The sequence below is a fragment of the Streptomyces sp. NPDC021622 genome (assembly GCF_040640795.1).
Lineage (GTDB): Bacteria > Actinomycetota > Actinomycetes > Streptomycetales > Streptomycetaceae > Streptomyces.
Genome location: NZ_JBFACK010000001.1, coordinates 871,440 through 892,233 on the forward strand (window position 1 = coordinate 871,440; position 20,794 = coordinate 892,233).

Genomic DNA, 20,794 nt, shown 5'->3' on the forward strand with positions numbered 1-20,794 from the left:
GTGTTCGCCGTGCTCGTCGTGTTCACCATGGTTCAGAGCCTACGAGTCGCCAGTGTCAGCCGGTCCCGAGCGTCGAACAACGCGTCCTTCACCATCTGTTCGTGCGCGGGCGTAAGCCGCGCCACCGGCACGGAGCAGCTGATCGCGTCCCGCGCGGGCGTGCGGTACGGAATCGCGACGCCGAAGCAGCGAAGGCCCAGCGTGTTCTCCTCGCGGTCCACCGCGAAGCCCTGCTCGCGCACCGTCCGCAGCTCCTCGATCAGCTTCTCGCGGTCGGTGATCGTGTGCTCGGTCAGCGCGGGCAGCGTCTCCGGGAGCATCTTGCGGACCTGCTCGTCGGTGTGCGTGGCGAGCAACGCCTTGCCCAGGGACGTGGAGTGGGCGGGGAGCCGGCGGCCGACCCGGGTGAAGGGGCGGAGGTAGTGCTGCGACTGGCGCGTGGCCAGGTAGACCACGTTCGTGCCGTCGAGGCGCGCCAGGTGGATCGTCTCCGTGGTGTCGTCCGAGAGGCGGTCCAGGGTGGGACGCGCCGCCGCCACCACTTCGTCGCCGTCGATGTACGAGGTGCCGACGAGCAGGGCCCGCACCCCGATGCCGTACCGCGTGCCCGTGGCGTCCGTCTCCACCCAGCCGAGCTCCACCAACGTACGAAGGAGCATGTAGAGGCTGGACTTCGGGTACCCGACGGCTTCCTGGACGGCGGCCAGGGAGTGCATTCCGGGGCGGCCCGCGAAGTATTCGAGCAACTCCACCGTCCGCACCGCGGACTTGACCTGCGCCCCGCCAGTCTCGCCAGCCGACATCGCCCTTGACCCCTTAGTTCGACGAGAAATAGTCTCCGAAGTCTCCGCTATTCATCATGGGAGACGCTGTTCAGCATATCGAACAGTGCAGGTGAGTGGCAGTACAAGTGGCAGTACATCTGAGTGCATCTGTGGCAACACATCTTGAGGAGCCCGCGGTGGCAGCAGCACCAGTCTGGAGTGTCGACCCCCGAACCGGGAAGCAGCGCGAGCAGGTTGCGGTGGAAGCCACAGCCCAGGAGGTGGACCAGGCGGTACGTGCCGCCATTGCCGCCAAGGACGCGCTCGCCGACCGCACCGTACGCGCGGCGTTCCTGCGCACCGCGGCCGAGCTGCTCGACGGGGCCAAGGACCAGCTCGTGGAGGCCGCGGACGCGGAGACCGCCCTCGGTCCCGTCCGGCTGACCGGCGAACTCGCCCGCACCTGCTTCCAGTTGCGGGCCTTCGCGGACGTCGTCGACGAGGGTGCCTTCCTGGGCGTCGTCATCGACCACCCCGACAGCGGCGCGACCCCGCCCATCCCGGACCTGCGCCGCTACAAGATCCCGCTGGGCGTGGTGGCCGTCTACTCCGCGTCCAACTTCCCGTTCGCCTTCTCGGTGCCCGGCGGCGACACCGCGAGCGCGCTCGCCGCGGGCTGCCCCGTGGTCGTCAAGGCGCATCCGGACCACCCGGCCACGTCCGAGCTGGTCGCGGCGCTTCTTCGGGCGGCCGCGAACCGGCACGGCATCCCGGACGGCGTCATCGGCCTCGTGCACGGCTTCGATGCGGGCGTGGAACTGGTCCGGCATCCGCTCGTATCGGGCGCCGGGTTCACCGGCTCGATCCGTGGCGGCCGCGCCCTCTTCGATGCGGCGGCGGCACGTCCCGTGCCGATCCCCTTCCACGGCGAACTCGGCTCCCTCAACCCGGTCGTGGTGACCGAGGCGGCGGCCGCCGAGCGCGCCGAGGAGATCGGGGCGGGGCTCGCGGGCTCGATGACGCTGGGCGTCGGCCAGTTCTGCGTCAAGCCGGGCCTGGTCTTCGCCCCGTCGGGCGCGGGCGGCGACCGGTTCATCAAGTCCCTGACGGATGCGGTCAGCGACACCGAGGCCGGGGTGCTCCTCGACCACCGGATGCGGGACAACTTCGTGGCGGGCGTGCGGGAGCGCGGCGGCCTTCCGGACGTGGACGCTCCGGTGACGCCGGGCGCGGGCAGCGAGCACACGGTCAGCGCGGGGTTCCTGACGGTTCCCGCGGCGCGGCTGGCCTCCGAGGGGGAGCACGATCTGCTCCTGGAGGAGTGCTTCGGGCCGGTGACCGTCGTCGCCCGCTACGAGGACGACGCGGAGATCACCGCGGTCCTGTCCCGCCTGCCGGGGAACCTCACGGCGACCGTGCAGCTCTCCGCGCGGGAGGCGGCCGGCGAGGGGCGCGGGGCGGCGCTGCTCGCCGAACTGACGCCGCTGGCCGGGCGCGTGCTGGTCGACGGCTGGCCGACCGGGGTCGCCGTGGCGCCCGCGCAGCACCACGGCGGACCGTACCCGGCGACGACGTCCACCTCGACGTCCGTCGGCGGTACGGCCATCGAGCGCTGGCTGCGCCCCGTCGCGTACCAGAACACCCCGGAGGCGCTGCTGCCGCCCGAGCTGCGGGACGACAACCCACTGGGGCTGCCGCGTCGCTTCAACGGCGGCCTGGAACACTGACGCCCATGGACGTCGATATCCCGCAACTGCCCTTCTCCCTGCGCACGTACGGCCCTGACGGCCATTGGTCGTACGAGGACGGGGTCCTCACCGGCTGGGCGGGCGCCCGGCAGGACCGCTTCGTGCCGCCGACGGGCGAGGCGCTCGACCCCGCGTCGGACGCGCCCCGCCTGCTCGGCGCCCCCGAGGGCGACTTCCAGCTGATCGCCAAGGTCACGGTGGGGTTCGCGGCGGCGTTCGACGCGGGTGTGCTGTACGTGCATGTCGGCGACCGGGAGTGGGCCAAGCTCTGCCTGGAGCGCTCGCCGGACGAGGCGACGGTGTGCACGGTCGTCACCCGTGGCCGCTCCGACGACGCCAACGCGTTCGTGGTGGACGGCAGCAGCGTGTGGCTCCGGGTCAGCCGCACGGGCTCCGCGTTCGCGTTCCACGCCTCACTGGACGGGAAGCGGTGGACGTTCGTCCGGATCTTCTCGCTGGGCGATGAGAAGGCGGCGGGGGCGGCGCTGGTGGGCTTCATGGCGCAGTCGCCTGTCGGGGAGGGCTGCGTGGTGACGTACGAGTCCGTCGAATTCCGCCCGAACTGGCCGGTGGGCCTGAGGGACGGTTCTTAGTCACCCCGGGGGTGGGTGGGACCAAGACCGCCGCTTCGCGGCGGATTTTTCCCGCCCACCCACCCGATTACCCTGCAGCTCTTTCAGCCCGTCCGGCGTTTGAGGACGAACTCGCCGAAGGCGGTGATCGACGGCCACCTCGCGGCCGGCGAAGCCGGAAGGGATTCGGGTAGGGGTGGGATCGGGGAAAGGTCAACGCTCTCGCCTCATCCCCAACGTCGCCAGCCCCGTAGCCGCCAGCAGCCCCGCCGAAATCAGCAGACTCACCCTCATCCCGGAGACGAAGTCCCCGGCGACCAACCCCCCGAAGGCCGCGATCCCGAGGCCCCCCGCCACCTGCCGCGCCGAGTTGAGGACCCCCGCAGCCAGCCCCGCCCGCTCGGAAGGCACCGCCTCCATCATCGCGGACGTCAGCGGCGGAATCGTCAGCGCGCAGCCAAGCGCCAGCGGGACCATGAGGAACGCCAGGCCGAGCGCCGGCGTCGACGCGTCGGCGAAGAGGAGGACCAGCAGGCCGAGGACGGCCAGGGACTGTCCCGCCAGCATCGGGACCCGCGGCCCCACCCGCGCAGCCAGCTTCCCCGCCACCACATTCGTCACCGCGATGAGCCCGGTCATCGGCAGGAACATCAGCCCGGCCCACAGCGCCGAACGCCCCTGCACCTGCTGGAAGAAGAGGCTGAAGACAAAGACGAGACCGTAGAAGGCGACGCTGCACGCCGCCCCCGCCGCGACAGTGATCGCCACCGTCCGGTTGCGGAAGAGCCCGAGCGGCACCACCGGATGCGGCTGCCGCGCCTCCGTCCGCAGGAAGAGTGCACCTCCCGCCACCGCGATGACCAGGGCGAGCAGACCCGTCGTACCGCCCTCGATCACCGCGAAGGTCAGCGCCGTCAGGGTCACCACCGCCAGCGCCTGCCCCGGCAGGTCAAGCGGTGCGGGACGCCGCTGCGAGCGCGGCGCACGCAGCAGGAGCACCAGGGCCACCGCGCCCAGGGGGACGTTGATGAAGAAGATGCCGCTCCAGTCCCACGCCGTGGTCAGCGCGCCGCCCGCGACCGGACCGAGCGCCACCGCGACGGAACCGCCCGCCGCCCACATCGCCACCGCACGCGCCCGCCCCGCCGCGTCCGCGTACGCCTGACGGACCAGGGAGAGCGAGGCCGGAAGGACCACCGCGGCCGCCATCCCCTGCGCTGCCCGCGCGCCGATCAGCGCGGGCAGCGACGGTGCGAGGCCGCACACCACGGAAGCCGCCGTGAAGACCGCGATGCCGATCGCGTACGCCCGGGTCGCGCCGATCCGGTCGGAGAGCGCGCCGGTGGACAGCATCAGCGCGGCGAAGGCGAGGGTGTACGCGTCCACGACCCACTGGAGCCCGGACATGCCGCCGCCGAGTTCGTCGCCGATCGCGGGCAGCGCCACGTTCACCACGGAGGCGTCGAGCGTGATCAGGGCGAAGCCCAGCATGGCGGCGACCAGGGTGAGGACGGGTGACGTCCGGCCCGTGCCGGGGGGTGCGGACCGGGGGTGCGGTCGCGTCAAGTCGCCCGTGTGACCGGGGGTTTCGGTGAGGGAGTTCGTTGCCATGCCCCTGAGTCTGCGGACCGCGGCGCGGCTACAGTAGTGGCCTGAATGCCATACATCCGGAGGTTCTGGCCATGCCCCGCTCCCAGGGTGACCACCGTGCCCACCGCGCCCATCGCGTCGTCGTCATCGCCCCCTCACCTGTGTCGATGTTCAATCTCGCGATCCCGGAGATGCTCCTCGGCAAGGTCGAGCTGCCGGGCGGCCCCGGCTATGAAGTGGTCGTCTGCACCCCGCGGCCCGGCGCCATCGCCACCACCGGCGGCCTCAGCCTCCACGTGGAGCACGGGCTCGACGCCGTACGCGACGCCGACACGCTCCTCGTCGCGGGCACCGGCCACCGCTACGAACCCGACCCGCTGACCGTCGCCGCCGTCCGCGAGGCCGCAGAGCGGGGCGCCCGCATCGCCTCCATCTGCAGCGGCGCCTTCGTGCTCGCCGAGGCCGGCCTGCTCGACGGGCGCAGCGCCACCACGTACTGGCAGCTGGCCGAGGAGCTGCGCAACCGCTACCCGGCGCTCGACCTCAAGGGAGACGTCCTCTACGTGGAGGACGGCCAGGTGATGACGTCCTCCGGGTACGCCGCCGGGATCGACCTGTGCCTGCACATCATCCGCACCGACTACGGGGCGGCGGTGGCCAACGAGGTCGCCAGGGCCGCACTCGTCGCCCCCGTACGGCCGGGCGGCCAGACCCAGTTCACCCAGACCCCGCTGCCGCCCGAGCGCGGCAACGCCTGTGCCGACACCCGCGGCTGGGCCATGCGGCGCCTCGACGAGCCGCTCACCCTCACCGACCTGGCCCGGCACGCGGGCGTCAGCGTGCGCACCCTCACCCGGCGCTTCCACGCAGAGAGCGGGGTCAGCCCGTTGCAGTGGCTCCTTCACCAGCGCATCGAGCGGGCGAAGGAGCTCCTGGAGACCACGTCGTTCCCGATGGACCGGGTGGCCCAGGCGTGCGGCCTGGGCACGGCCGACTCGCTGCGCGGTCATCTGGTGCGCCGCACGGGGCTCACGCCGAGCGCCTACCGCGCCCAGTTCAGCCGCCTCGGGACGCGCCCCTCCACGAGCCCCGCCACGCGCCCCGGAACTCAGAAAGCGTGGCGCACGTCTATCGCAGCGTGATCCACTCCGCACTTCCCACACCGCCCACCCCGAAGCAGGCAGTGATGCCGACCGTCATCCGCACCGCACTGCCCGCCGACGCCCCCGTGCTCGCGGCCCTGCACGCCCGGGCCCGCGCCACGTACTACGCCGAAGGGCCGCCGGACGCGGGCGTCGACGGGACGGCGGTGTGGCGGGGCGCCATCGAGCGCCGCGACGGGCATGTGCTCTGCGCGGTCCGGGACGGGAGCGTCGTGGGCCTCGCGTCCTTCCGTACGCCCGACGGCGACGCGGCGGACACGGTGCAGCTCTTCCAGTTCCATGTCGAGCCCGCCCACTGGCGCGCGGGTGTCGGCGCCGCGCTGCACGCCGCGTGCGTGGAGCAGTGGCGGGCCGACGGCATCCGTGAGGCGGGCCTTGACGTCCACCGCGAGAACCGCAGGGCCCAGGCCTTCTACGCCCGCCACGGCTGGCGGCCCGCCGAGCGCGCGGACGGCGCCGGCACCCATCTGCGGATGCGCCTTGCCGTGTCGGACGCGGCCGGGGAAGCCGGGGAAGCCGGGGAATGAGACACGACGGTCGTACGTTGTTCAACTGACCGGAGGGACCCTCCGCACTACCCGTACGACCTGGAAAGAGCTGCACACATGCGCGTCGAGATCTGGAGCGATATCGCCTGCCCCTGGTGCTACGTGGGCAAGGCCCGCTTCGAGAAGGCGCTCGCCGCCTTCCCGCACCGTGACGACGTCGAGGTGGTGCACCGCTCCTTCGAGCTCGACCCCACGCGCGTCAAGGGCGACAGCGGCCCGGTGATCCCGATGCTCGCCAAGAAGTACGGCATGAGCGAGCAGCAGGCCCAGGAGGCCGAGCGGAACCTCGGCGTGAACGCCGCTTCCGAGGGCCTTGACTACCTCACCGAGGGCCGCGACCACGGCAACACCTTCGACATGCACCGCCTGCTGCACTTCGCCAAGGAGCAGGGCAGGCAGGACGAGCTGATCGGGCTCCTGTACCGGGCCAACTTCGCCGACGAGCGGTCCGTCTTCGACGACGACGAGCGGCTCGTGGAGATCGCCGTCGCGGCGGGTCTGGACGCGGCGGACGCCCGCGCGGTCCTCGCCGACTCCGACCGGTACGCCGACGACGTGCGCGCCGACGAGCGCGAGGCCGCGGAACTGGGCGCGAACGGCGTGCCGTTCTTCGTCCTCGACCGCAAGTACGGCGTGTCGGGGGCCCAGCCCGCCGACGTCTTCGCGCAGGCCCTCGAGCAGGCGTGGGGCAGCCGCTCGCCGCTGACCACCCTCGCGGACGGCGACGCCTGCGGCCCGGACGGCTGCGCGGTTCCGCAGCCCGGCGCCGGTGTCTGAGAGCTGACGGGTAAGCAGGGCTGACAGGTCCCCCGTACACATCATCAATGGACGTGGGCGCGGACAGGCCCGAGAGTTGGTCCCATGGGGATCATCAACGGTGCCGACTTCGCGCCCACGTCGACGTATCTGAACACCGCGAGCTGCGGGCTGCTGCCCGGTCGCGCGGTGGCGGCCATCCACTCCCTCGCGGCCGAGAACGGTGAGGGCAGGCGCGGCGGATCGGGCAGCTTCGAGGTCGTGGACGCCGCACGCCGGTCCTTCGCGCGGCTCGTCGCGGTGGACCACGGGCGCGTGGCGTGCGGCGGCTCGGTCGCCGTGCACACGGGTCTTGTCGCCGCCTCGCTGCGGCCGGGGGCCGAAGTCCTGTTCCCCGAGGGCGACTTCAGCTCGATCATCAACCCCTTCGTGGTGCGCGGCGACCTCAAGGTGCGCTTCGTACCTCTGGAGGACCTCGCCGATGCGATCAGCCCCACGACCGACCTCGTCGTGTGGTCGGCCGTGCAGTCGGCCGACGGCCGCATCGCCGACGACGCGGCGGTGCGCGCGGCGGCCGCCGCCCACGGCGTGCGCACCTTCAACGACGCCACACAGGCGGCGGGCTGGCTGCCCTTCGACGCGGGTCTGTACGACTACACCGTCACCGGAGCCTTCAAGTGGCTGCTGTGCCCGCGCGGCACGTCGTTCCTGACGGTGCGCGAGGAGGTGCAGGAGACCCTCGTCCCGCTGCACGGCGGCTGGCTCGCATCGGCCGACACCTGGAACTCGACGTACGGCCCGCTCACGGAACTGGCCCCGGACGCACGCCGTTTCGACGAGCCGCCCGCCTTCCTCGCCTACCACGCGGCGGCCGAGTCCCTGGCGTACCTGGAGGAGATCGGCATCGACGCGGTGTACGCCCACGACACGGCGCTCGCGGACCGATACCGCGCCGGACTCGTCACGCTGGGCCACGAACCGGTGCCGGGCACGTCGCCCATCGTGTCGGTGCCCGGACTCGCCGACAGGGAGCCCGAGTTGAGCCGCGCCGGGATCATCACGTCCGCGCGGGCGGGGCTGCTGCGAGCCTCGTTCCACCTGTACAACACGGAGGCGGACGTGGACCGGCTCCTGGACGTGCTGTCCGGCTGAACACTGGCGCGCGGGGCGGCGGCACGCTAGGAAGGCAGGACGGGGTGGCCGCACGAGGCGGTGGTGGACAGTGGCAGTGGCGGAACAGCCCTTCAAGGACACCGATCTGCACCAACGGCTTGTGTACGGCGACGAGACGGCGCTGGCCGAGGCGTACGACGCGTACGGCGGCCTCGTCCACCGGATCGCGGGCCGTGTCACGCGCAGCCCCGCCGCGGCGGAGGACGTGGCCCAGGAGGTCTTCGCCCACCTGTGGTCGCGGCCCTACGCGTTCGACGCGCGGCGCGGCAGTCTGCGCACCTGGCTGTCGATGCTGGCCCACCGGCGTGCGGTGGACTGGGTGCGCGGCGAGGAGCGCCACCGCAAGGCGGCGCACGCCGACGACGCGACCCTGCACACGATCCCGACGCAGGACCCGCCCCCGGAAGACGTGGTCATGGCACGAGAACGCTCCCTGCTGCTGCACTCCGCGCTGGCCCGGCTTCCGCTCCCGCAGCGGCAGGTGGTGCACCTCGCCTACTTCGCGGGCCGCACCTACCGCCAGGCGGCGGTGGAGCTCGGCATCCCCGAGGGCACTGCGAAGACCCGATTACGCACGGCCCTGCGCAATCTGGCCGAAGCCCTGGCCGACCCACCCGACCCGGCACTTGCCGAAGCTCCAGGCGAAAGAGGCGCGTGATGACCACGGATCACGAAGCCATACGTGAACTCCTCGGCGCCTGGTCCTTCGGCGCGCTCATGCCGGGCGACGAGCGGCTTGTCGCCCCGCATCTGGCCGACTGCGAGCTGTGCGCGGCGGAGGCCGCGCGGCTGCGGGCGGCCGTGCGCGACCTGGACGGGCCGCCGCTCCCGGCCGGGCCCGCACCACCCGCCCGGCGCGCCCTCGCCGGCGCGCTCGGCGCCCGTACGGCGGCGCCGCGGACCGCGGCACACGCCGCGCCGTACGCCGCGGCCGTGGCCGGACTCCAGGCGCTCCTGGCGGAGCTGGACGAGCACGGACCCTGGGGTACCCCCGTGGTGCACGACTGGGACGTGCACGACACCGTCGCCCATCTGATCGCCGCCGACGGGGCGCTCGCCGTGCGTCTCGGCCTGGGGACGGGCGCGTCCGCCTCGCCGCCCGTGTCCGTGGACGGGACTCCCTGGCGTGCCATCTGGGCCGCGCGCACGGCCGACGCCCTCTCGCGCGAGCGGCGGCGGGCGCCGGCCGAGACGGTCGCCGACTGGCGGGCGCAGTCCGCCGCGCTGCTCGCGTCCCCGGCGGCGCACGATCCGGAGCTGGCCGGGAGGGCCACCACGCTGATGGGCGTCCGCCTTCCGCTGGCGGATCACTTCCGGGTGCGGGCCTTCGAGACGTGGGTGCACACGGACGACATCGGCAGGGCCCTGGACAAACCCGTTCCGCCGCCGCTCGCCGATCATCTCTGGCAGCTGGTGCGGCTTGCCGTGCGGATGCTCGACCGGGCCGTCGGGGCGAGTGCGGAGCCGGTGGCGCTGACGGTGTCGGGGGAGGGGCGTGCGGTGGAGTGGGTCCTGGGCAGTCAGGACGAGCCGGTGGCCGCGGAGCTGGTTCTGGACCCGGTGGACTTCTGCCTGCTCCTCGGGGGCCGTAGCGATCCTGCGCAGGTTCCTCGCGGGGTGGCGGGGGACGAGGCGGCCGCCGACCGCCTCTTGAACCGGGCCTCCGCCCTGTCCTGGCTGTGAGCCTGCCCCCTGGCTGAGGCTGTGGCCTGACGCCCTGGTGCATCGGGACCCGGCAGTTGGCGCTGTGCCCACCCGTTCCGCCCTGCGGAACGCCTGCCCACAGCGAGGGCGGACGGGTGGGGGCCTGCCCACAGCGAGGGCGGGCGGGGGCGGTAGCCGCGATGTCCCGCCGGGGGTAGCGGCTAAGCCCCGCCCGTCACCGCCGCCGCAGCCCTGCGGGCCTCCTCCGGGCAGTCTGCTGTCTCTGTGCAGAGGTTCGCCTCCACCCGGCCCAGGAGGCGTGCCAGTTCTGTTCGGTCCTTCGCGTCGAGGCCCGCGAGGGTGTGCTCCTCCAGGTCGCCCCAGGCGAGCTCCACCTCCCGCAGCAGTCCGCAGCTCGCGTCCGTGGCCTCGACCAGGACCGCACGCCGGTCGTCGGGGTCCGGCCGCCGCCGGACGTGCCCCGCCTGTTCGAGGCGCTGCAGCATCTTGGTGATGGTCGAGGGATCCAGGTCCATGGCCCTGATGAGCTCCGACTGCCGCACGGGCCCCGCGTCCCACAGGTACATCATCACGAACTCCTGGCCGGGGTAGAGCCCGACCCCCTTCAGCACCTTGCCCGCGGCGATCCGGTGCAGCCGGGCCACCCGGCTCACGGTGTGGCTCACGGGCCCGCGGCGCGCGGCGGTGGGCAGGCGCTCGGCGTCGGTACAGGGGGGCTCGACCTCGGCGGTCATCGCAACTCCAGGTCGCTCGATGGTCGGAACAGTCTCCCTCACATATTAAATTGGTCGGCCAAGGAATACGTTATGGTGGCTCTCGGTTGGATTACTTGGCCGACCAACATAAACGTATCCCGATGCCTGGGGGCACCTGATGACCACCGCGTTCGACTCCATCGACCTGTCCGGCACCCCGCTCGGCAACCGCATCGCCATGGCCCCGATGACCCGCAGCCGCGCGGGCGACGGCGCCACCGCGACGGAGCTCACCGCCGAGTACTACGCCCAGCGCGCATCGGCGGGCCTGATCATCACCGAGGGCATCCAGCCGTCCGTGATCGGCCAGGGCTACCCCGACACCCCGGGCCTGCACTCCGCCGAGCAGATCGCCTCCTGGCGCAAGGTCACGGAAGCCGTACACGCCAAGGGCGGCAAGATCTTCGCCCAGATCATGCACACCGGCCGCATCGGCCACCCCGTACTGCTCCCCGACGGCCTGGTGAACGTGGCCCCCTCGGCGATCCCCGCCCAGGGCCAGGTCTACACGGCCGACGGCCCCAAGGACTTCGTCACGCCGCGCGAGCTGACCGGCGACGAGGTCCGCGCCACCATCGCCGACTTCGCGGCCGCGGCCCGCAACGCGATCGACGCGGGCTTCGACGGGGTCGAACTGCACGGCGCCAACGGCTACTTGATCCACCAGTTCCTGGCGCCGGGCTCCAACCAGCGCACCGACGAGTGGGGCGGAACCCCGGAGAACCGCATCCGTTTCGCGGTCGAGACGGCCAAGGCGGTCGCCGCGGAGATCGGCGCGGCGCGCACCGGCATCCGCCTCTCGCCGGGCAACCCCTTCAACGACATCTCCGAGCCGCAGGACGAGCTCGAGGCGACGTACACCGCCCTCGTGAAGGAGCTCGACGCGCTGAACCTGGCGTATCTGCACGTCATGGAGGTGGGCCCGATCCGCGACCTGGTGACCGCCCTGCGCGGCGGCTTCGGCGGCACCTTCGTCCTCAACCCCTCCACCGAGGGCCCCACGGGACCCGACGCGCTGGCCCTCGTCGAGGACGGCACCGCGGACCTCGTCTCCTTCGGCGCGCTGTTCCTCGCCAACCCCGACCTGCCGGCCCGCCTCAAGGCCGAAGGCCCGTACAACACCCCTGACACGGCCACGTTCTACGGCGGCACGGAGAAGGGCTACACGGACTACCCGGCGCTGTAAGCGAAGGCGAAAAACGAAAGCGGCCCGGCACCACCTGCTGGTGCCGGGCCGCTTCAACTCATTTGTATGGCGGGTTACTTCACCGGCGTGAAGTCCCGGGCCCCGATGTACTCGGGCCGCCGGATCGGCGCGGCGAACGGCTCCACCGCCGTGTTCTCCACACTGTTGAACACGATGAAGACGTTGCTGCGCGGGAACGGCGTGATGTTGTCCCCCGAACCGTGCATGGCATTGCAGTCGAACCAGGTCGCGGAGCCCGCCTCACCGGTGAAGAGCCGGATGCCGTAGTCCGATGCGAGGCTGGTCAGCGTCCCGTTCGACGGAATGCCCGCGTCCTGCATCTGCAGGGACCGCTTGTAGTTGTCCTTCGGCGTGGCGCCCGCACAGCCGAGGAACGTCTTGTGCGACCCCGGCATGATCATGAGGCCGCCGTTGGTGTCGTGATTCTTGGTGAGCGCGATCGAGACCGAGACGGTCCGCATGTTCGCGAGCCCGTCCTCCGCGTGCCAGGTCTCGAAGTCCGAGTGCCAGTAGAAACCGGAGGCTCCGAAGCCCGGCTTCACATTGATCCGGGACTGGTGGACGTAGACGTCGGAACCCAGGATCTGCCGGGCCCGTCCCACCACCCGCGGATCGGCGGCGAGCTTCGCGAACAGCTCGCTGATCTTGTGCACCTCGAAGATGGACCGGATCTCCTGGGAACGGGGCTCCACGATGGAGCGCTCGTTCTCCCGCATCGCGGGATCACCGATCAACCGTTCCAGCTCCGCGTGGTAGACGCTCACCTCTTCGGGGGTGATGAGCTGGTCGATCGCCAGGAAACCGTCCCGTTCGAACCCCGCCAGATCGTCGGCCGCGATGGGCCCAGGTGCACCCGGCTCGGACCACACGACGGGGTCCTTGCGCTCTATGAGGACCTCTTCGGCGCCTCGGGTCGGGTACAGATCGGCGGTGCGTTCGGGTGCGGTGGTCATGGTGTTGCCTGCCTCTCCTCTCGTACGGCCCTTTCCGGGATGTACACCCCCGCCGCCCAGAGGAAGGAGGGCGGCGGGGGAGTTCTTGGGGCTGCTCAGACCGGGTCCGGCTCCGGCTCGGTGAGCAGCGGGTACACGCCGTTCTCGTCGTGGTCCTCACGACCCGTGACGGGCGGGTTGAAGACACACAGGCAGTGGAAGTCTTCCTTGATCCGCATCGTGTGCTTCTCGTGCCCGTCCAGCAGGTACATGGTCCCCGGCGTGATCGTGTACTTCTCGCCGGTCGTGTCGTCGGTCAGCTCGGCCTCGCCCTTCGTGCACACGACGGCCTCGATGTGGTTGGCGTACCACATCGACGTCTCCGTACCCGCGTACAGGATGGTCTCGTGGAGGGAGAAGCCGACCCGCTCCTTGGCGAGGACGATGCGCTTGCTCTCCCACGTGCCCGACTTGGCCTTGACGTGCCGGTCGGTGCCTTCAATGTCCTTGAACGAACGGACGATCACGGTGAGTTGGTTCCTTTTCTCTTACGGGGGTGAAGACGCGGGCGGCCGGGCCGCGACGGGGCGGCCCGGCGCACCGCTCAGGCGGTCTCGCGCACCGCGCGGGCGAGCGTGCGAAGGCCCTCGTCCAGCTCGTCGGCGGTGATCGTCAGCGCCGGAAGGAGCTTGACGACCTCGCCCTCGGGGCCCGACGTCTCGATGAGCAGACCGAGTTCGAAGGCCCGCTTGGCGATGGTGCCCGCGCGCTCCTTGTCGAGGAACTCCATGCCCCAGACCAGGCCGCGGCCGCGGTACTCCTTGATCGCGCCGGGGTTCTCCTCGACGATGGCGGCGAACGCCTCCTCGATCTGCTCACCCTTGGCGCGGGTCTGCTTCTCCATGGCCGGGCCGTCGGTCCAGTACGTCTCCAGGGTGGCGGCGGCCGTGACGAACGCGGGGTTGTTGCCGCGGAAGGTGCCGTTGTGCTCGCCCGGCTCCCAGACGTCGAGCTCGGGCTTGAACAGGGTCAGCGCCATCGGCATGCCGTAGCCGCTGATGGACTTGGACACCGTCACGATGTCCGGCACGATGCCCGCCTCCTCGAAGGAGAAGAACGCGCCGGTGCGGCCGCAGCCCATCTGGATGTCGTCGACGATCAGGAGCATGTCCCAGCGCTCGCAGACCTCGGCGAGCTTGCGCAGCCACTCGGCGCGGGCGACGTTGATGCCGCCCTCGCCCTGGACCGTCTCGACGATCACGGCGGCGGGCTGGTTGAGGCCGGAGCCCTGGTCCTCCAGGAGCCGCTCGAACCAGATGAAGTCGGGGGTCTGGCCGTCGAGGTAGTTGTCGAACGGCATCGGCGTTCCGTGCACCAGCGGGATGCCGGCGCCGGCGCGCTTGAACGCGTTGCCGGTCACGGCGAGCGAGCCGAGCGACATCCCGTGGAAGGCGTTGGTGAACGAGACGATCGACTCACGTCCCTTCACCTTGCGGGCCAGCTTCAGCGCGGACTCGACGGCGTTGGTGCCCGTCGGGCCCGGGAACATGACCTTGTAGGGCAGGTCACGCGGGCGCAGGATGATGTTCTGGAACGACTCGAGGAACGCGCGCTTGGCGGTCGTCGACATGTCGAGACCGTGGGTGACGCCGTCGCGCTCCAGGTAGTCGATGAGGGCGCGTTTGAGGACGGGGTTGTTGTGCCCGTAGTTGAGCGAGCCGGCCCCGGCGAAGAAGTCGAGGTACGAGTGGCCGTCCTCGTCGAACATGCGGCTGCCCTGCGCACGGTCGAAGATGGTGGGCCAACCGCGGCAGTAGCTGCGCACCTCCGACTCCAGGGTCTCGAAGACGCTCAGGTCGGGCTGGGTGATGGTCACAGCAGATCTCCTGGGAGATGGAAAGGCGTGGGAGGTGGGGGGAGTTGACTGAAAGCGAGGGGGGACGCGGGTGACGCCGTCGTCAGCCGCGTGGCGCGGCGGGCGCGGTCGGCGGTATCGGCTCGATGAGGAACAGGACCTCCGGCTCGTGGCCGCCGTCGGGGAAGAGCCCTGCGTCGAAGAGCACCGTGCGCTCGACCGAGGCGCCGTGCCGCTGTGCGTACGAGGTGAAGAGCCGCTCGGACGCGGTGTTGTCCGGGGTGATGGTCGTCTCGACCGAGACCAGCTCGCGGTCGGCGGCGACCTTCGCGGTCAGCCCGTCGAGCAGCGCACCGGCGAGCCCCCGACCACGGTGCGCGTGGTCGACGGCCACCTGCCAGACCACCAGGGTGCGCGGCCGCTCGGGCCGGATGTAGCCGGTGATGAATCCCGCGGGCTGCCCGTCGGCGTCTCTGGCCACGACGGAGGTCGCCGCGAAGTCACGACACCACAGCAGATAGCTGTACGAGGAGTTGAGGTCGAGCACCTTCGAGTCGCGGGCGATCCGCCAGATCGCGGCGCCGTCGGCGACGGCAGGGGTGTCGAGCCGCAACCCCTCGGGCATTTCCAGGGAATTCGCTTGCAGGTCGGTCGGTAGATCGGCTTGTGCAGCGGTCATGCTTATTGAATTTACCGAGCAATTTCTAAGATTGCATCGCGAGGAGGGGTTACGCGAGAGCGCTTCATGTGTTATCACGCGGGGGTGCGCGCCCGCAGGAGGCTTCGGCGGTATCGCCCATTTTGAGCGGGACGAAAGGTCTATACCGGACCCGATGTGGAGTACGTCACAGACGCGTAACTCGGTCGAGACGTGCCCGAATTACGTCGGTTGGCGCTGTCGAAATCTTGGTGTTTAGGTCCCGGGAAAGCGGGCAGAAGAATACGGGAAGCTGCGCTGATAAAGCGGTTAAAGAAGCCATGAGAAGCGGGTGAGGCGCGGGTGAGAATGCGTCCGTGAATTTACGTAGAGTATTTACGGTCCGGACACCCTGCCGGCCCCACTGCCGGCCGCTCCAGCTGTGAGCCTAGCGCCAGGCCTCCGTCACCGCGCGGCGAGCCGCTTCCAGGTCGACCGCGAGGCCGGCCTCGCTCATCGCCGCACCCAGCGCCGCCAGTGATGCGTGCACGATGCCACGGGTTGCGTCCGGGCCGTAGTGATTGACCCGGATCATCTCCTTGGCCAGCGCGCCGCCGCCCGCGACCAGCGGAAGCACCGGGTCCGCTGCCAGGGCCTTCGTGACGAGCTCTGAGGCGTCGATGCCGGAGGGTGCACGCAGGGTGGTGGCGACCGGGGCCGCGTCCTGGGCCTCGTACACGTAAGGCTCCAGGCCCCCACCCAGCGCCAGCGCACCGGCGCGCGTGGCGGCGGCAGCGGTGGCATGCCGCGTCATCAGGGCGTCGAGCCCCTCCGCCTCGATCCGCTCCACGCAGGCTTCGAGGGCGAGCATCTCCAACTGGGCGGGTGCGTGAAGCAGCGCCTTCCTGCCGCCGTCGATCCAGCGCTCCTTCCGGTCCAGGAGGGAGAGATACGAGCGGCGCGGCGCCCGAGGATTGGCCGCGAGTCGCGTCCAGGCGCGCTCGCTCACGGAGACCGCCGACACGCCCGCGGGGCCGCCCATCGCCTTCTGCGCGCCGATCACGCACAGGTCCACGCCCCACGCGTCCGGAAGCAGCGGCTCGGCGGCCACGGAGGCGACGGCGTCCAGCATGAACAGGGCACCGTGCTCGCGCACGACCTCGCCGATCGCGGCGACGGGATTGGTGTTGCCCGTCGCGGCCTCCGCGTGCACGAGCGAGACGAAGTCGATCTCGGGATGCTCGGCGAGGGAGGCGCGCACCTGCTCCGCGGTCACGGCGGTGTGGAAGGGAACGGCGAGGTCGACGACCGTCGCCCCGCAGTCCCGCAGCCAGTTCCCGAAGGTCTGGCCGTACGGCCCGGTGATGATGTTCAGCGCGGTCGTACCCGGCTGAGCCGCACCCCGGATGCAGCCCTCCAGCGGCAGCAGCGCCTCGCCCTGCATGATCACGACGTCCTGCGAGGTGGCGAGAAGACCGGCGACGCGCTCCTCGATGGAGGCGAAGTGCCGGGCGCTCAAGGGGGCCAGGTCAAGGAATGGGTGCGTCGTCACGGTGCTGCTCACTTCGCTGCTCACTTCGCTCACGAGTTCGTTCGGGCTGCCGGACCGAGCGTACCGACAGGCTCCTAAGCTGCTGTACATGAGCGATCACACGGTGCTGCACGTGAAGGGGCGGGTGCTCGTCGGCCCGGACGAGGTCCGGGACGAGCTGTGGGTCGTCGGGGGGCGGGTGACGTACGACCGCCCGGCGCACGCGGCGGCGGACGTCACGACGATCGAGGGCTGGGCGCTCCCCGGCCTGGTCGACGCGCACTGCCACGTGGGCCTTGACGCGCACGGCCCGGTGGAACCGGAGGTGGCGGAGAAGCAGGCGCTGACGGACCGCGAGATCGGCGCTCTCCTCATCCGCGACGCGGGCTCCCCGTCCGACACCCGCTGGATCGACGACCGCGAGGACCTCCCGAAGATCATCCGTGCGGGCCGGCACATCGCGCGCACGCGCCGCTACATCCGCAACTACGCCCACGAGATCGAGCCGTCCGACCTTGTCGCGTACGTCGCCCAGGAGGCCCGCCGCGGCGACGGCTGGGTCAAACTGGTCGGCGACTGGATCGACCGCGAGGCCGGCGATCTCACCGCCTGCTGGCCCCGCCCCGAGGTGGAGGCGGCGATCGCCGAGGCCCACCGCCTGGGGGCGCGGGTGACGGCCCACTGCTTCGCCGAGGATTCCCTGCGGGACCTGGTGGAGGCAGGCATCGACTGCATCGAGCACGCCACAGGCCTGACCGAGGACACGATCCCGCTGTTCGCTGAGAAGGGCGTGGCGATCGTCCCCACGCTGGTGAACATCGCGACGTTCCCGCAGCTCGCGGACGGCGGCGAGTCCAAGTTCCCCCGCTGGTCGCAGCACATGCGCCGCCTGTACGAGCGCCGCTACGACACGGTGCGGGCGGCGTACGACGCCGGCGTCCCCGTCTACGCGGGCACGGACGCCGGAGGCTCCCTCGCGCACGGGCTGGTGGCGTCGGAGGTGGCGGAGCTGACGCTGGCCGGCATCCCGGCGGTGGACGCGCTGTCGGCGACGACGTGGGGGGCGAGGTCCTGGCTGGGGCGCCCCGGGCTTGTGGAGGGCGCCCCCGCGGACCTCGTGGTCTACGAGGCGGACCCTCGCGAGGACGTACGCGTGCTGGCCGCTCCGCGGAGGATTGTGCTGAACGGGAGGGTGGTGGGTTGACATCCTCCCGGTGCAGGCCGACGGAGATGACGCCGAGGGGCGCGTCCGTCTTCTCGTCGGGGATGCAGTACGCGCCGAACTTTCCCTGTGGCCTCACGTGAAATTCGGCCTGCGCTGAAGCGCTACAGGCGGCGGAGCCATCTGATGCCGCATCACCCTCGTAAGTGAATCTTTAACTAGCGTGCACCGCAGGGGAGTTGGGGCACTCTCAAGGTGACTGTCGCCGTACGCACGTGGCATGATCCACTTTCGCGTTACCTGTCGGTAACGCCCCCACCCCCCCCAATCCAAAGGTCACACCTACGTGCGCACGCTCTCCAGACGCCTCCTGCTCCCCGGCCTGACCGCCCTCGCACTCGCCGCCACCGGCTGCTCCTCGACGCCGGACACGAACGCAGCCGAGCCCGAAAGCGGCAGCAGCAGCACCACCACGCCGACGGCCGACGGCACCCGGCGGCTCGACGTGGGTGCCGCCGCGCCGCAGGCGTCGCCCGCGCCGACCGCCGTGGCCCGCGCCCACACCGGCAACGGCCGTCCCGAGAAGTCCTCGCTGAAGGTGGCCTCGTACGACAAGACGAGCCGACAGGCCGTCATATCCACGGCCCCGCAACGGCACACAGCCACGCCGGGCCACTCTCCCGCGCCTGACAGGCCCGTCGCCGTCGGCGACATCATCGCCAGCGGGCCGGCGCACGGCGCTCCCAACGGCCTGCTCGCCAAGGTCACCGAGGTCGTGGGGAAGACCGACCGCGGCACCGAGGTGAAGACAGCCTCCACGACGCTGGCCTCCGTCCTGAAGGACGACAAGGCCGATGGCAAGGTCCCGGTCGACCCGTCGTCGGTCACGGTCGAGCCTCTGACCAAGGGCGTCAGCTTCTCCTGGGCAAAGAGCAAGGGCGTGCGTTTCGGGCCCAAGGGCGCAAAGCTCCCCCTCGGCAATCTGCGGCTCGACGTGAACGCCTCGGTGGATACCGCCAAGGACGCCCCCGCCTCGGCCGGTGCCTCCGTCTCCGGCTTCGTCCAGCTCGCCCCCGAGGTGGAGTTCTCCTACGAGGGCAACAAGGACGGCGGCTTCGCTCCGAGCTCCGCCTTCCTCGGCATGAGCGGTGACTGGTCCTCGCAGTGGGCGCTCAAGGGCCGCGCCGCCGCGAGCACCGGGGAGCCCAGGCGGATCCCGTTCGCCAAACTGCACAGCACCCCCGTCATCCAGGTCGGCCCGGTGCCCGTCGTCGTCAACCTCGACCTGACGTGCTACATCCAGGTGGAGGCCGACGGCCGCGTCACGCTCGACGTCCAGCAGGACGTCAAGGGCGACTTCCGGGTCGGCGGCAGTTACGCCTCGGGCAAGGGCTGGGCCCCGGTCAGCACGTCGGCCGTGCACAGCACCCCGGTGAACGCGAGCGTCACCGCCGCCGGGCGCGTCAAGGGCGCTCTCGGCGCGGAGGCCTCCGTCGGCCTGTACGGGGCCGTGGGTGTCACCGCCGACTTCGCCCCGTATCTACGCGGCGAGGCCGACGCCAAGGCGACCGCGTCCAGCGACGGCAAGACCTCGGTGACCGGCGCCTGGGCGCTGTACGGCGGCTTCGACTTGAGCGGCCAACTCCACTTCCGGCTCTCCCTGTTCGGTACGCCGGTCATCGAGCACCGCATCCCGCTGGGTACCCTCAACCGCGAGTGGCGGCTCGCGAGCGGGCACTCCGGACGATAGCCGAGCGCGGACTCCGCAAGTCAACTCGCAGCCGGAGGAGTCGTATGCCCCGCAATGCCGCCCTGATCACCCCCGACTGGTGGACCCAGGCCGGGTACGGGGTGCGGTTCGAGTGGGGACCCGAAGGGGCGCGGCGACTGATGGCGGGCGGGGATGTGGCGTGCCTGGTCGTAGTGGACGTGCTGTCGTTCACGACCGCGGTGTCGGTCGCGGTGGACGCCGGGACACAGGTCTTCCCGTACGCGTGGCGGGACGAGAGCGCGGTGGCGTACGCGGCGGACCGGGGCGCCGTGCTGGCGGTGGGCCGGCGCGCGGTGACGCCCGATACGCCGTGGTCGCTCTCCCCCGCCGCGCTGCGTCGGGCACCCTTCGCGTCCCGCCTGGTGCTGCCCTCGCCCAATGGGTCCGCGATCGCGGCGGCGGCGTCCGAGGCGGGCGGGGTGGTGGTCGCCGGATGCCTCAGGAACGCGGCGGCGGTGGGCGGTTGGCTGGCCCGGGAGGGCTTCGGTACCACTGACCGGCCGCTCGCGGTGGTCGCCTCCGGTGAGCGGTGGGAGGACGGGAGCCTGCGGCCCGCGCTGGAGGACGCGCTGGGGGCGGGGGCGGTGATCTCCGCTCTGGGCGGAGGGCGGCTGTCGCCGGAGGCGAAGGCGGCGGCGGGCGGGTACGCGTCGTGCGGGGACGTCGCGGTGGCGGTGGCGGAGTGTGCGTCGGGGCGGGAGCTGGCGGCGGGCGGCTTCGCCGGGGATGTGGCGGTGGCGGTGGAACGGGATGCGTCGAGGGTGGTGCCGGTGCTGGTGGACGGCGCCTTCTCTTCCCCGCTGTGTCCATGAGGGCGCTCCGCGCGCGGGCGCCCCTTCCCGAAATCTTCCGGCTGCGCCGGCCGCGAGGTGGCCGTGGATCACCGCCTCCGGCGAGTTCGTCCTCAAACTCCCCCAAGCTCTTGATGAGCAGGGGGGACCCCCCTGCTCATCAAGAGCTTGGGG

Annotated in this window: 20 protein-coding genes; 12 read left to right on the forward strand and 8 right to left on the reverse strand. The window is 71.3% G+C overall.

Annotation, left to right across the window (positions count from 1 at the left end; translation table 11 throughout):
* Positions 1-32: 32 nt before the first annotated feature.
* A complete protein-coding gene (locus AB0G47_RS03945; protein ID WP_160504308.1) occupies positions 33-803 on the reverse strand; it encodes an IclR family transcriptional regulator in 771 nt (256 codons plus the stop codon).
* A 158-nt stretch (positions 804-961) separates the two neighbouring features.
* Between AB0G47_RS03945 and AB0G47_RS03950 the strand changes: the two genes are divergently transcribed.
* Together AB0G47_RS03950 and AB0G47_RS03955 are read left to right on the forward strand one after the other, a co-directional pair.
* Positions 962-2,491, forward strand: coding sequence for an aldehyde dehydrogenase (NADP(+)) (locus AB0G47_RS03950; RefSeq protein WP_360763715.1), 1,530 nt, complete (start codon positions 962-964; stop codon positions 2,489-2,491).
* Between the two features lie 5 nt (positions 2,492-2,496).
* A complete protein-coding gene (locus AB0G47_RS03955) occupies positions 2,497-3,105 on the forward strand; it encodes a DUF1349 domain-containing protein (RefSeq protein ID WP_360763717.1) in 609 nt (202 codons plus the stop codon).
* Between the two features lie 192 nt (positions 3,106-3,297).
* Here AB0G47_RS03955 and AB0G47_RS03960 read toward each other — a convergent pair whose 3' ends face one another.
* Complete coding sequence (locus tag AB0G47_RS03960) at positions 3,298-4,695, reverse strand: MFS transporter (RefSeq protein WP_360763718.1); 1,398 nt, start codon at positions 4,693-4,695, stop codon at positions 3,298-3,300.
* A 146-nt stretch (positions 4,696-4,841) separates the two neighbouring features.
* Here AB0G47_RS03960 and AB0G47_RS03965 point away from each other — a divergent pair, with 146 nt between their 5' ends.
* The 6 genes from AB0G47_RS03965 (at position 4,842) to AB0G47_RS03990 (ending at position 9,997) form a co-directional block, all read left to right on the forward strand.
* The gene (locus AB0G47_RS03965; protein WP_360763970.1) at positions 4,842-5,816 is read left to right on the forward strand and encodes a helix-turn-helix domain-containing protein; all 975 of its coding nucleotides are present in this window, start codon (positions 4,842-4,844) and stop codon (positions 5,814-5,816) included.
* Positions 5,817-5,860: 44 nt separating this feature from the next.
* On the forward strand, positions 5,861-6,364 hold the full coding sequence (locus AB0G47_RS03970) for a GNAT family N-acetyltransferase (RefSeq protein ID WP_360763720.1): 504 nt from the start codon (positions 5,861-5,863) through the stop codon (positions 6,362-6,364).
* A 78-nt stretch (positions 6,365-6,442) separates the two neighbouring features.
* Positions 6,443-7,162: a DsbA family oxidoreductase gene (locus AB0G47_RS03975; RefSeq protein ID WP_360763722.1), complete on the forward strand. Its 720-nt coding sequence runs from the start codon at positions 6,443-6,445 to the stop codon at positions 7,160-7,162.
* A gap of 84 nt (positions 7,163-7,246) precedes the next feature.
* Positions 7,247-8,293, forward strand: a complete 1,047-nt coding sequence (locus AB0G47_RS03980; protein ID WP_360763724.1) for an aminotransferase class V-fold PLP-dependent enzyme — start codon at positions 7,247-7,249, stop codon at positions 8,291-8,293.
* 76 nt (positions 8,294-8,369) lie between these two features.
* A complete protein-coding gene (locus AB0G47_RS03985; protein ID WP_360763725.1) occupies positions 8,370-8,972 on the forward strand; it encodes a sigma-70 family RNA polymerase sigma factor in 603 nt (200 codons plus the stop codon).
* A complete protein-coding gene (locus AB0G47_RS03990) occupies positions 8,972-9,997 on the forward strand; it encodes a maleylpyruvate isomerase family mycothiol-dependent enzyme (RefSeq protein ID WP_360763727.1) in 1,026 nt (341 codons plus the stop codon). Before AB0G47_RS03985 ends, AB0G47_RS03990 begins: the two co-directional genes overlap by 1 nt.
* A 182-nt stretch (positions 9,998-10,179) precedes the next feature.
* Here AB0G47_RS03990 and AB0G47_RS03995 read toward each other — a convergent pair whose 3' ends face one another.
* On the reverse strand, positions 10,180-10,713 hold the full coding sequence (locus AB0G47_RS03995) for a MarR family winged helix-turn-helix transcriptional regulator (RefSeq protein ID WP_360763729.1): 534 nt from the start codon (positions 10,711-10,713) through the stop codon (positions 10,180-10,182).
* Between the two features lie 139 nt (positions 10,714-10,852).
* Between AB0G47_RS03995 and AB0G47_RS04000 the strand changes: the two genes are divergently transcribed.
* Positions 10,853-11,920 (forward strand): alkene reductase, encoded by a 1,068-nt coding sequence (locus AB0G47_RS04000; protein ID WP_360763731.1) that lies wholly within the window; start codon positions 10,853-10,855, stop codon positions 11,918-11,920.
* 74 nt (positions 11,921-11,994) lie between these two features.
* Here the strand turns inward: AB0G47_RS04000 and thpD are convergent, their stop codons facing one another.
* The 5 genes from thpD to AB0G47_RS04025 form a co-directional block, all read right to left on the reverse strand.
* A complete protein-coding gene (gene thpD / locus AB0G47_RS04005) occupies positions 11,995-12,894 on the reverse strand; it encodes an ectoine hydroxylase (RefSeq protein WP_360763733.1) in 900 nt (299 codons plus the stop codon).
* Between the two features lie 95 nt (positions 12,895-12,989).
* The gene (locus AB0G47_RS04010; RefSeq protein ID WP_360763735.1) at positions 12,990-13,400 is read right to left on the reverse strand and encodes an ectoine synthase; all 411 of its coding nucleotides are present in this window, start codon (positions 13,398-13,400) and stop codon (positions 12,990-12,992) included.
* 77 nt (positions 13,401-13,477) lie between these two features.
* Complete coding sequence (gene ectB, locus AB0G47_RS04015; protein ID WP_360763737.1) at positions 13,478-14,749, reverse strand: diaminobutyrate--2-oxoglutarate transaminase; 1,272 nt, start codon at positions 14,747-14,749, stop codon at positions 13,478-13,480.
* A gap of 82 nt (positions 14,750-14,831) precedes the next feature.
* A complete protein-coding gene (gene ectA / locus AB0G47_RS04020) occupies positions 14,832-15,407 on the reverse strand; it encodes a diaminobutyrate acetyltransferase (protein ID WP_360763739.1) in 576 nt (191 codons plus the stop codon).
* 406 nt (positions 15,408-15,813) lie between these two features.
* The gene (locus tag AB0G47_RS04025; protein WP_360763740.1) at positions 15,814-16,917 is read right to left on the reverse strand and encodes an aminotransferase class V-fold PLP-dependent enzyme; all 1,104 of its coding nucleotides are present in this window, start codon (positions 16,915-16,917) and stop codon (positions 15,814-15,816) included.
* Positions 16,918-17,005: 88 nt separating this feature from the next.
* On the opposite strand from AB0G47_RS04025, the gene AB0G47_RS04030 reads away from it, so the two are divergent.
* The 3 genes from AB0G47_RS04030 to AB0G47_RS04040 all read left to right on the forward strand — a co-directional run bounded on the left by AB0G47_RS04030 (position 17,006) and on the right by AB0G47_RS04040 (position 20,641).
* Positions 17,006-18,100, forward strand: coding sequence for an amidohydrolase family protein (locus AB0G47_RS04030; RefSeq protein WP_360763741.1), 1,095 nt, complete (start codon positions 17,006-17,008; stop codon positions 18,098-18,100).
* Between the two features lie 304 nt (positions 18,101-18,404).
* Positions 18,405-19,808, forward strand: a complete 1,404-nt coding sequence (locus AB0G47_RS04035) for a hypothetical protein (RefSeq protein ID WP_360763742.1) — start codon at positions 18,405-18,407, stop codon at positions 19,806-19,808.
* A 44-nt stretch (positions 19,809-19,852) separates the two neighbouring features.
* The gene (locus AB0G47_RS04040) at positions 19,853-20,641 is read left to right on the forward strand and encodes a 2-phosphosulfolactate phosphatase (RefSeq protein WP_360763744.1); all 789 of its coding nucleotides are present in this window, start codon (positions 19,853-19,855) and stop codon (positions 20,639-20,641) included.
* Positions 20,642-20,794 lie beyond the last annotated feature (153 nt).

Bases quoted from the DNA above. Each gene is read 5' to 3' on its own strand.
- AB0G47_RS03945 (WP_160504308.1), bottom strand. From the start codon at position 803: ATGTCGGCTGGCGAGACTGGCGGGGCGCAGGTCAAGTCCGCGGTGCGG.
- AB0G47_RS03955 (WP_360763717.1), top strand. From the start codon at position 2,497: ATGGACGTCGATATCCCGCAACTGCCCTTCTCCCTGCGCACGTACGGC.
- AB0G47_RS03960 (WP_360763718.1), bottom strand. From the start codon at position 4,695: ATGGCAACGAACTCCCTCACCGAAACCCCCGGTCACACGGGCGACTTG.
- AB0G47_RS03965 (WP_360763970.1), top strand. From the start codon at position 4,842: ATGTTCAATCTCGCGATCCCGGAGATGCTCCTCGGCAAGGTCGAGCTG.
- AB0G47_RS03970 (WP_360763720.1), top strand. From the start codon at position 5,861: ATGCCGACCGTCATCCGCACCGCACTGCCCGCCGACGCCCCCGTGCTC.
- AB0G47_RS03975 (WP_360763722.1), top strand. From the start codon at position 6,443: ATGCGCGTCGAGATCTGGAGCGATATCGCCTGCCCCTGGTGCTACGTG.
- AB0G47_RS03980 (WP_360763724.1), top strand. From the start codon at position 7,247: ATGGGGATCATCAACGGTGCCGACTTCGCGCCCACGTCGACGTATCTG.
- AB0G47_RS03990 (WP_360763727.1), top strand. From the start codon at position 8,972: ATGACCACGGATCACGAAGCCATACGTGAACTCCTCGGCGCCTGGTCC.
- AB0G47_RS03995 (WP_360763729.1), bottom strand. From the start codon at position 10,713: ATGACCGCCGAGGTCGAGCCCCCCTGTACCGACGCCGAGCGCCTGCCC.
- AB0G47_RS04000 (WP_360763731.1), top strand. From the start codon at position 10,853: ATGACCACCGCGTTCGACTCCATCGACCTGTCCGGCACCCCGCTCGGC.
- thpD (WP_360763733.1), bottom strand. From the start codon at position 12,894: ATGACCACCGCACCCGAACGCACCGCCGATCTGTACCCGACCCGAGGC.
- ectA (WP_360763739.1), bottom strand. From the start codon at position 15,407: ATGACCGCTGCACAAGCCGATCTACCGACCGACCTGCAAGCGAATTCC.
- AB0G47_RS04030 (WP_360763741.1), top strand. From the start codon at position 17,006: ATGAGCGATCACACGGTGCTGCACGTGAAGGGGCGGGTGCTCGTCGGC.
- AB0G47_RS04040 (WP_360763744.1), top strand. From the start codon at position 19,853: ATGCCCCGCAATGCCGCCCTGATCACCCCCGACTGGTGGACCCAGGCC.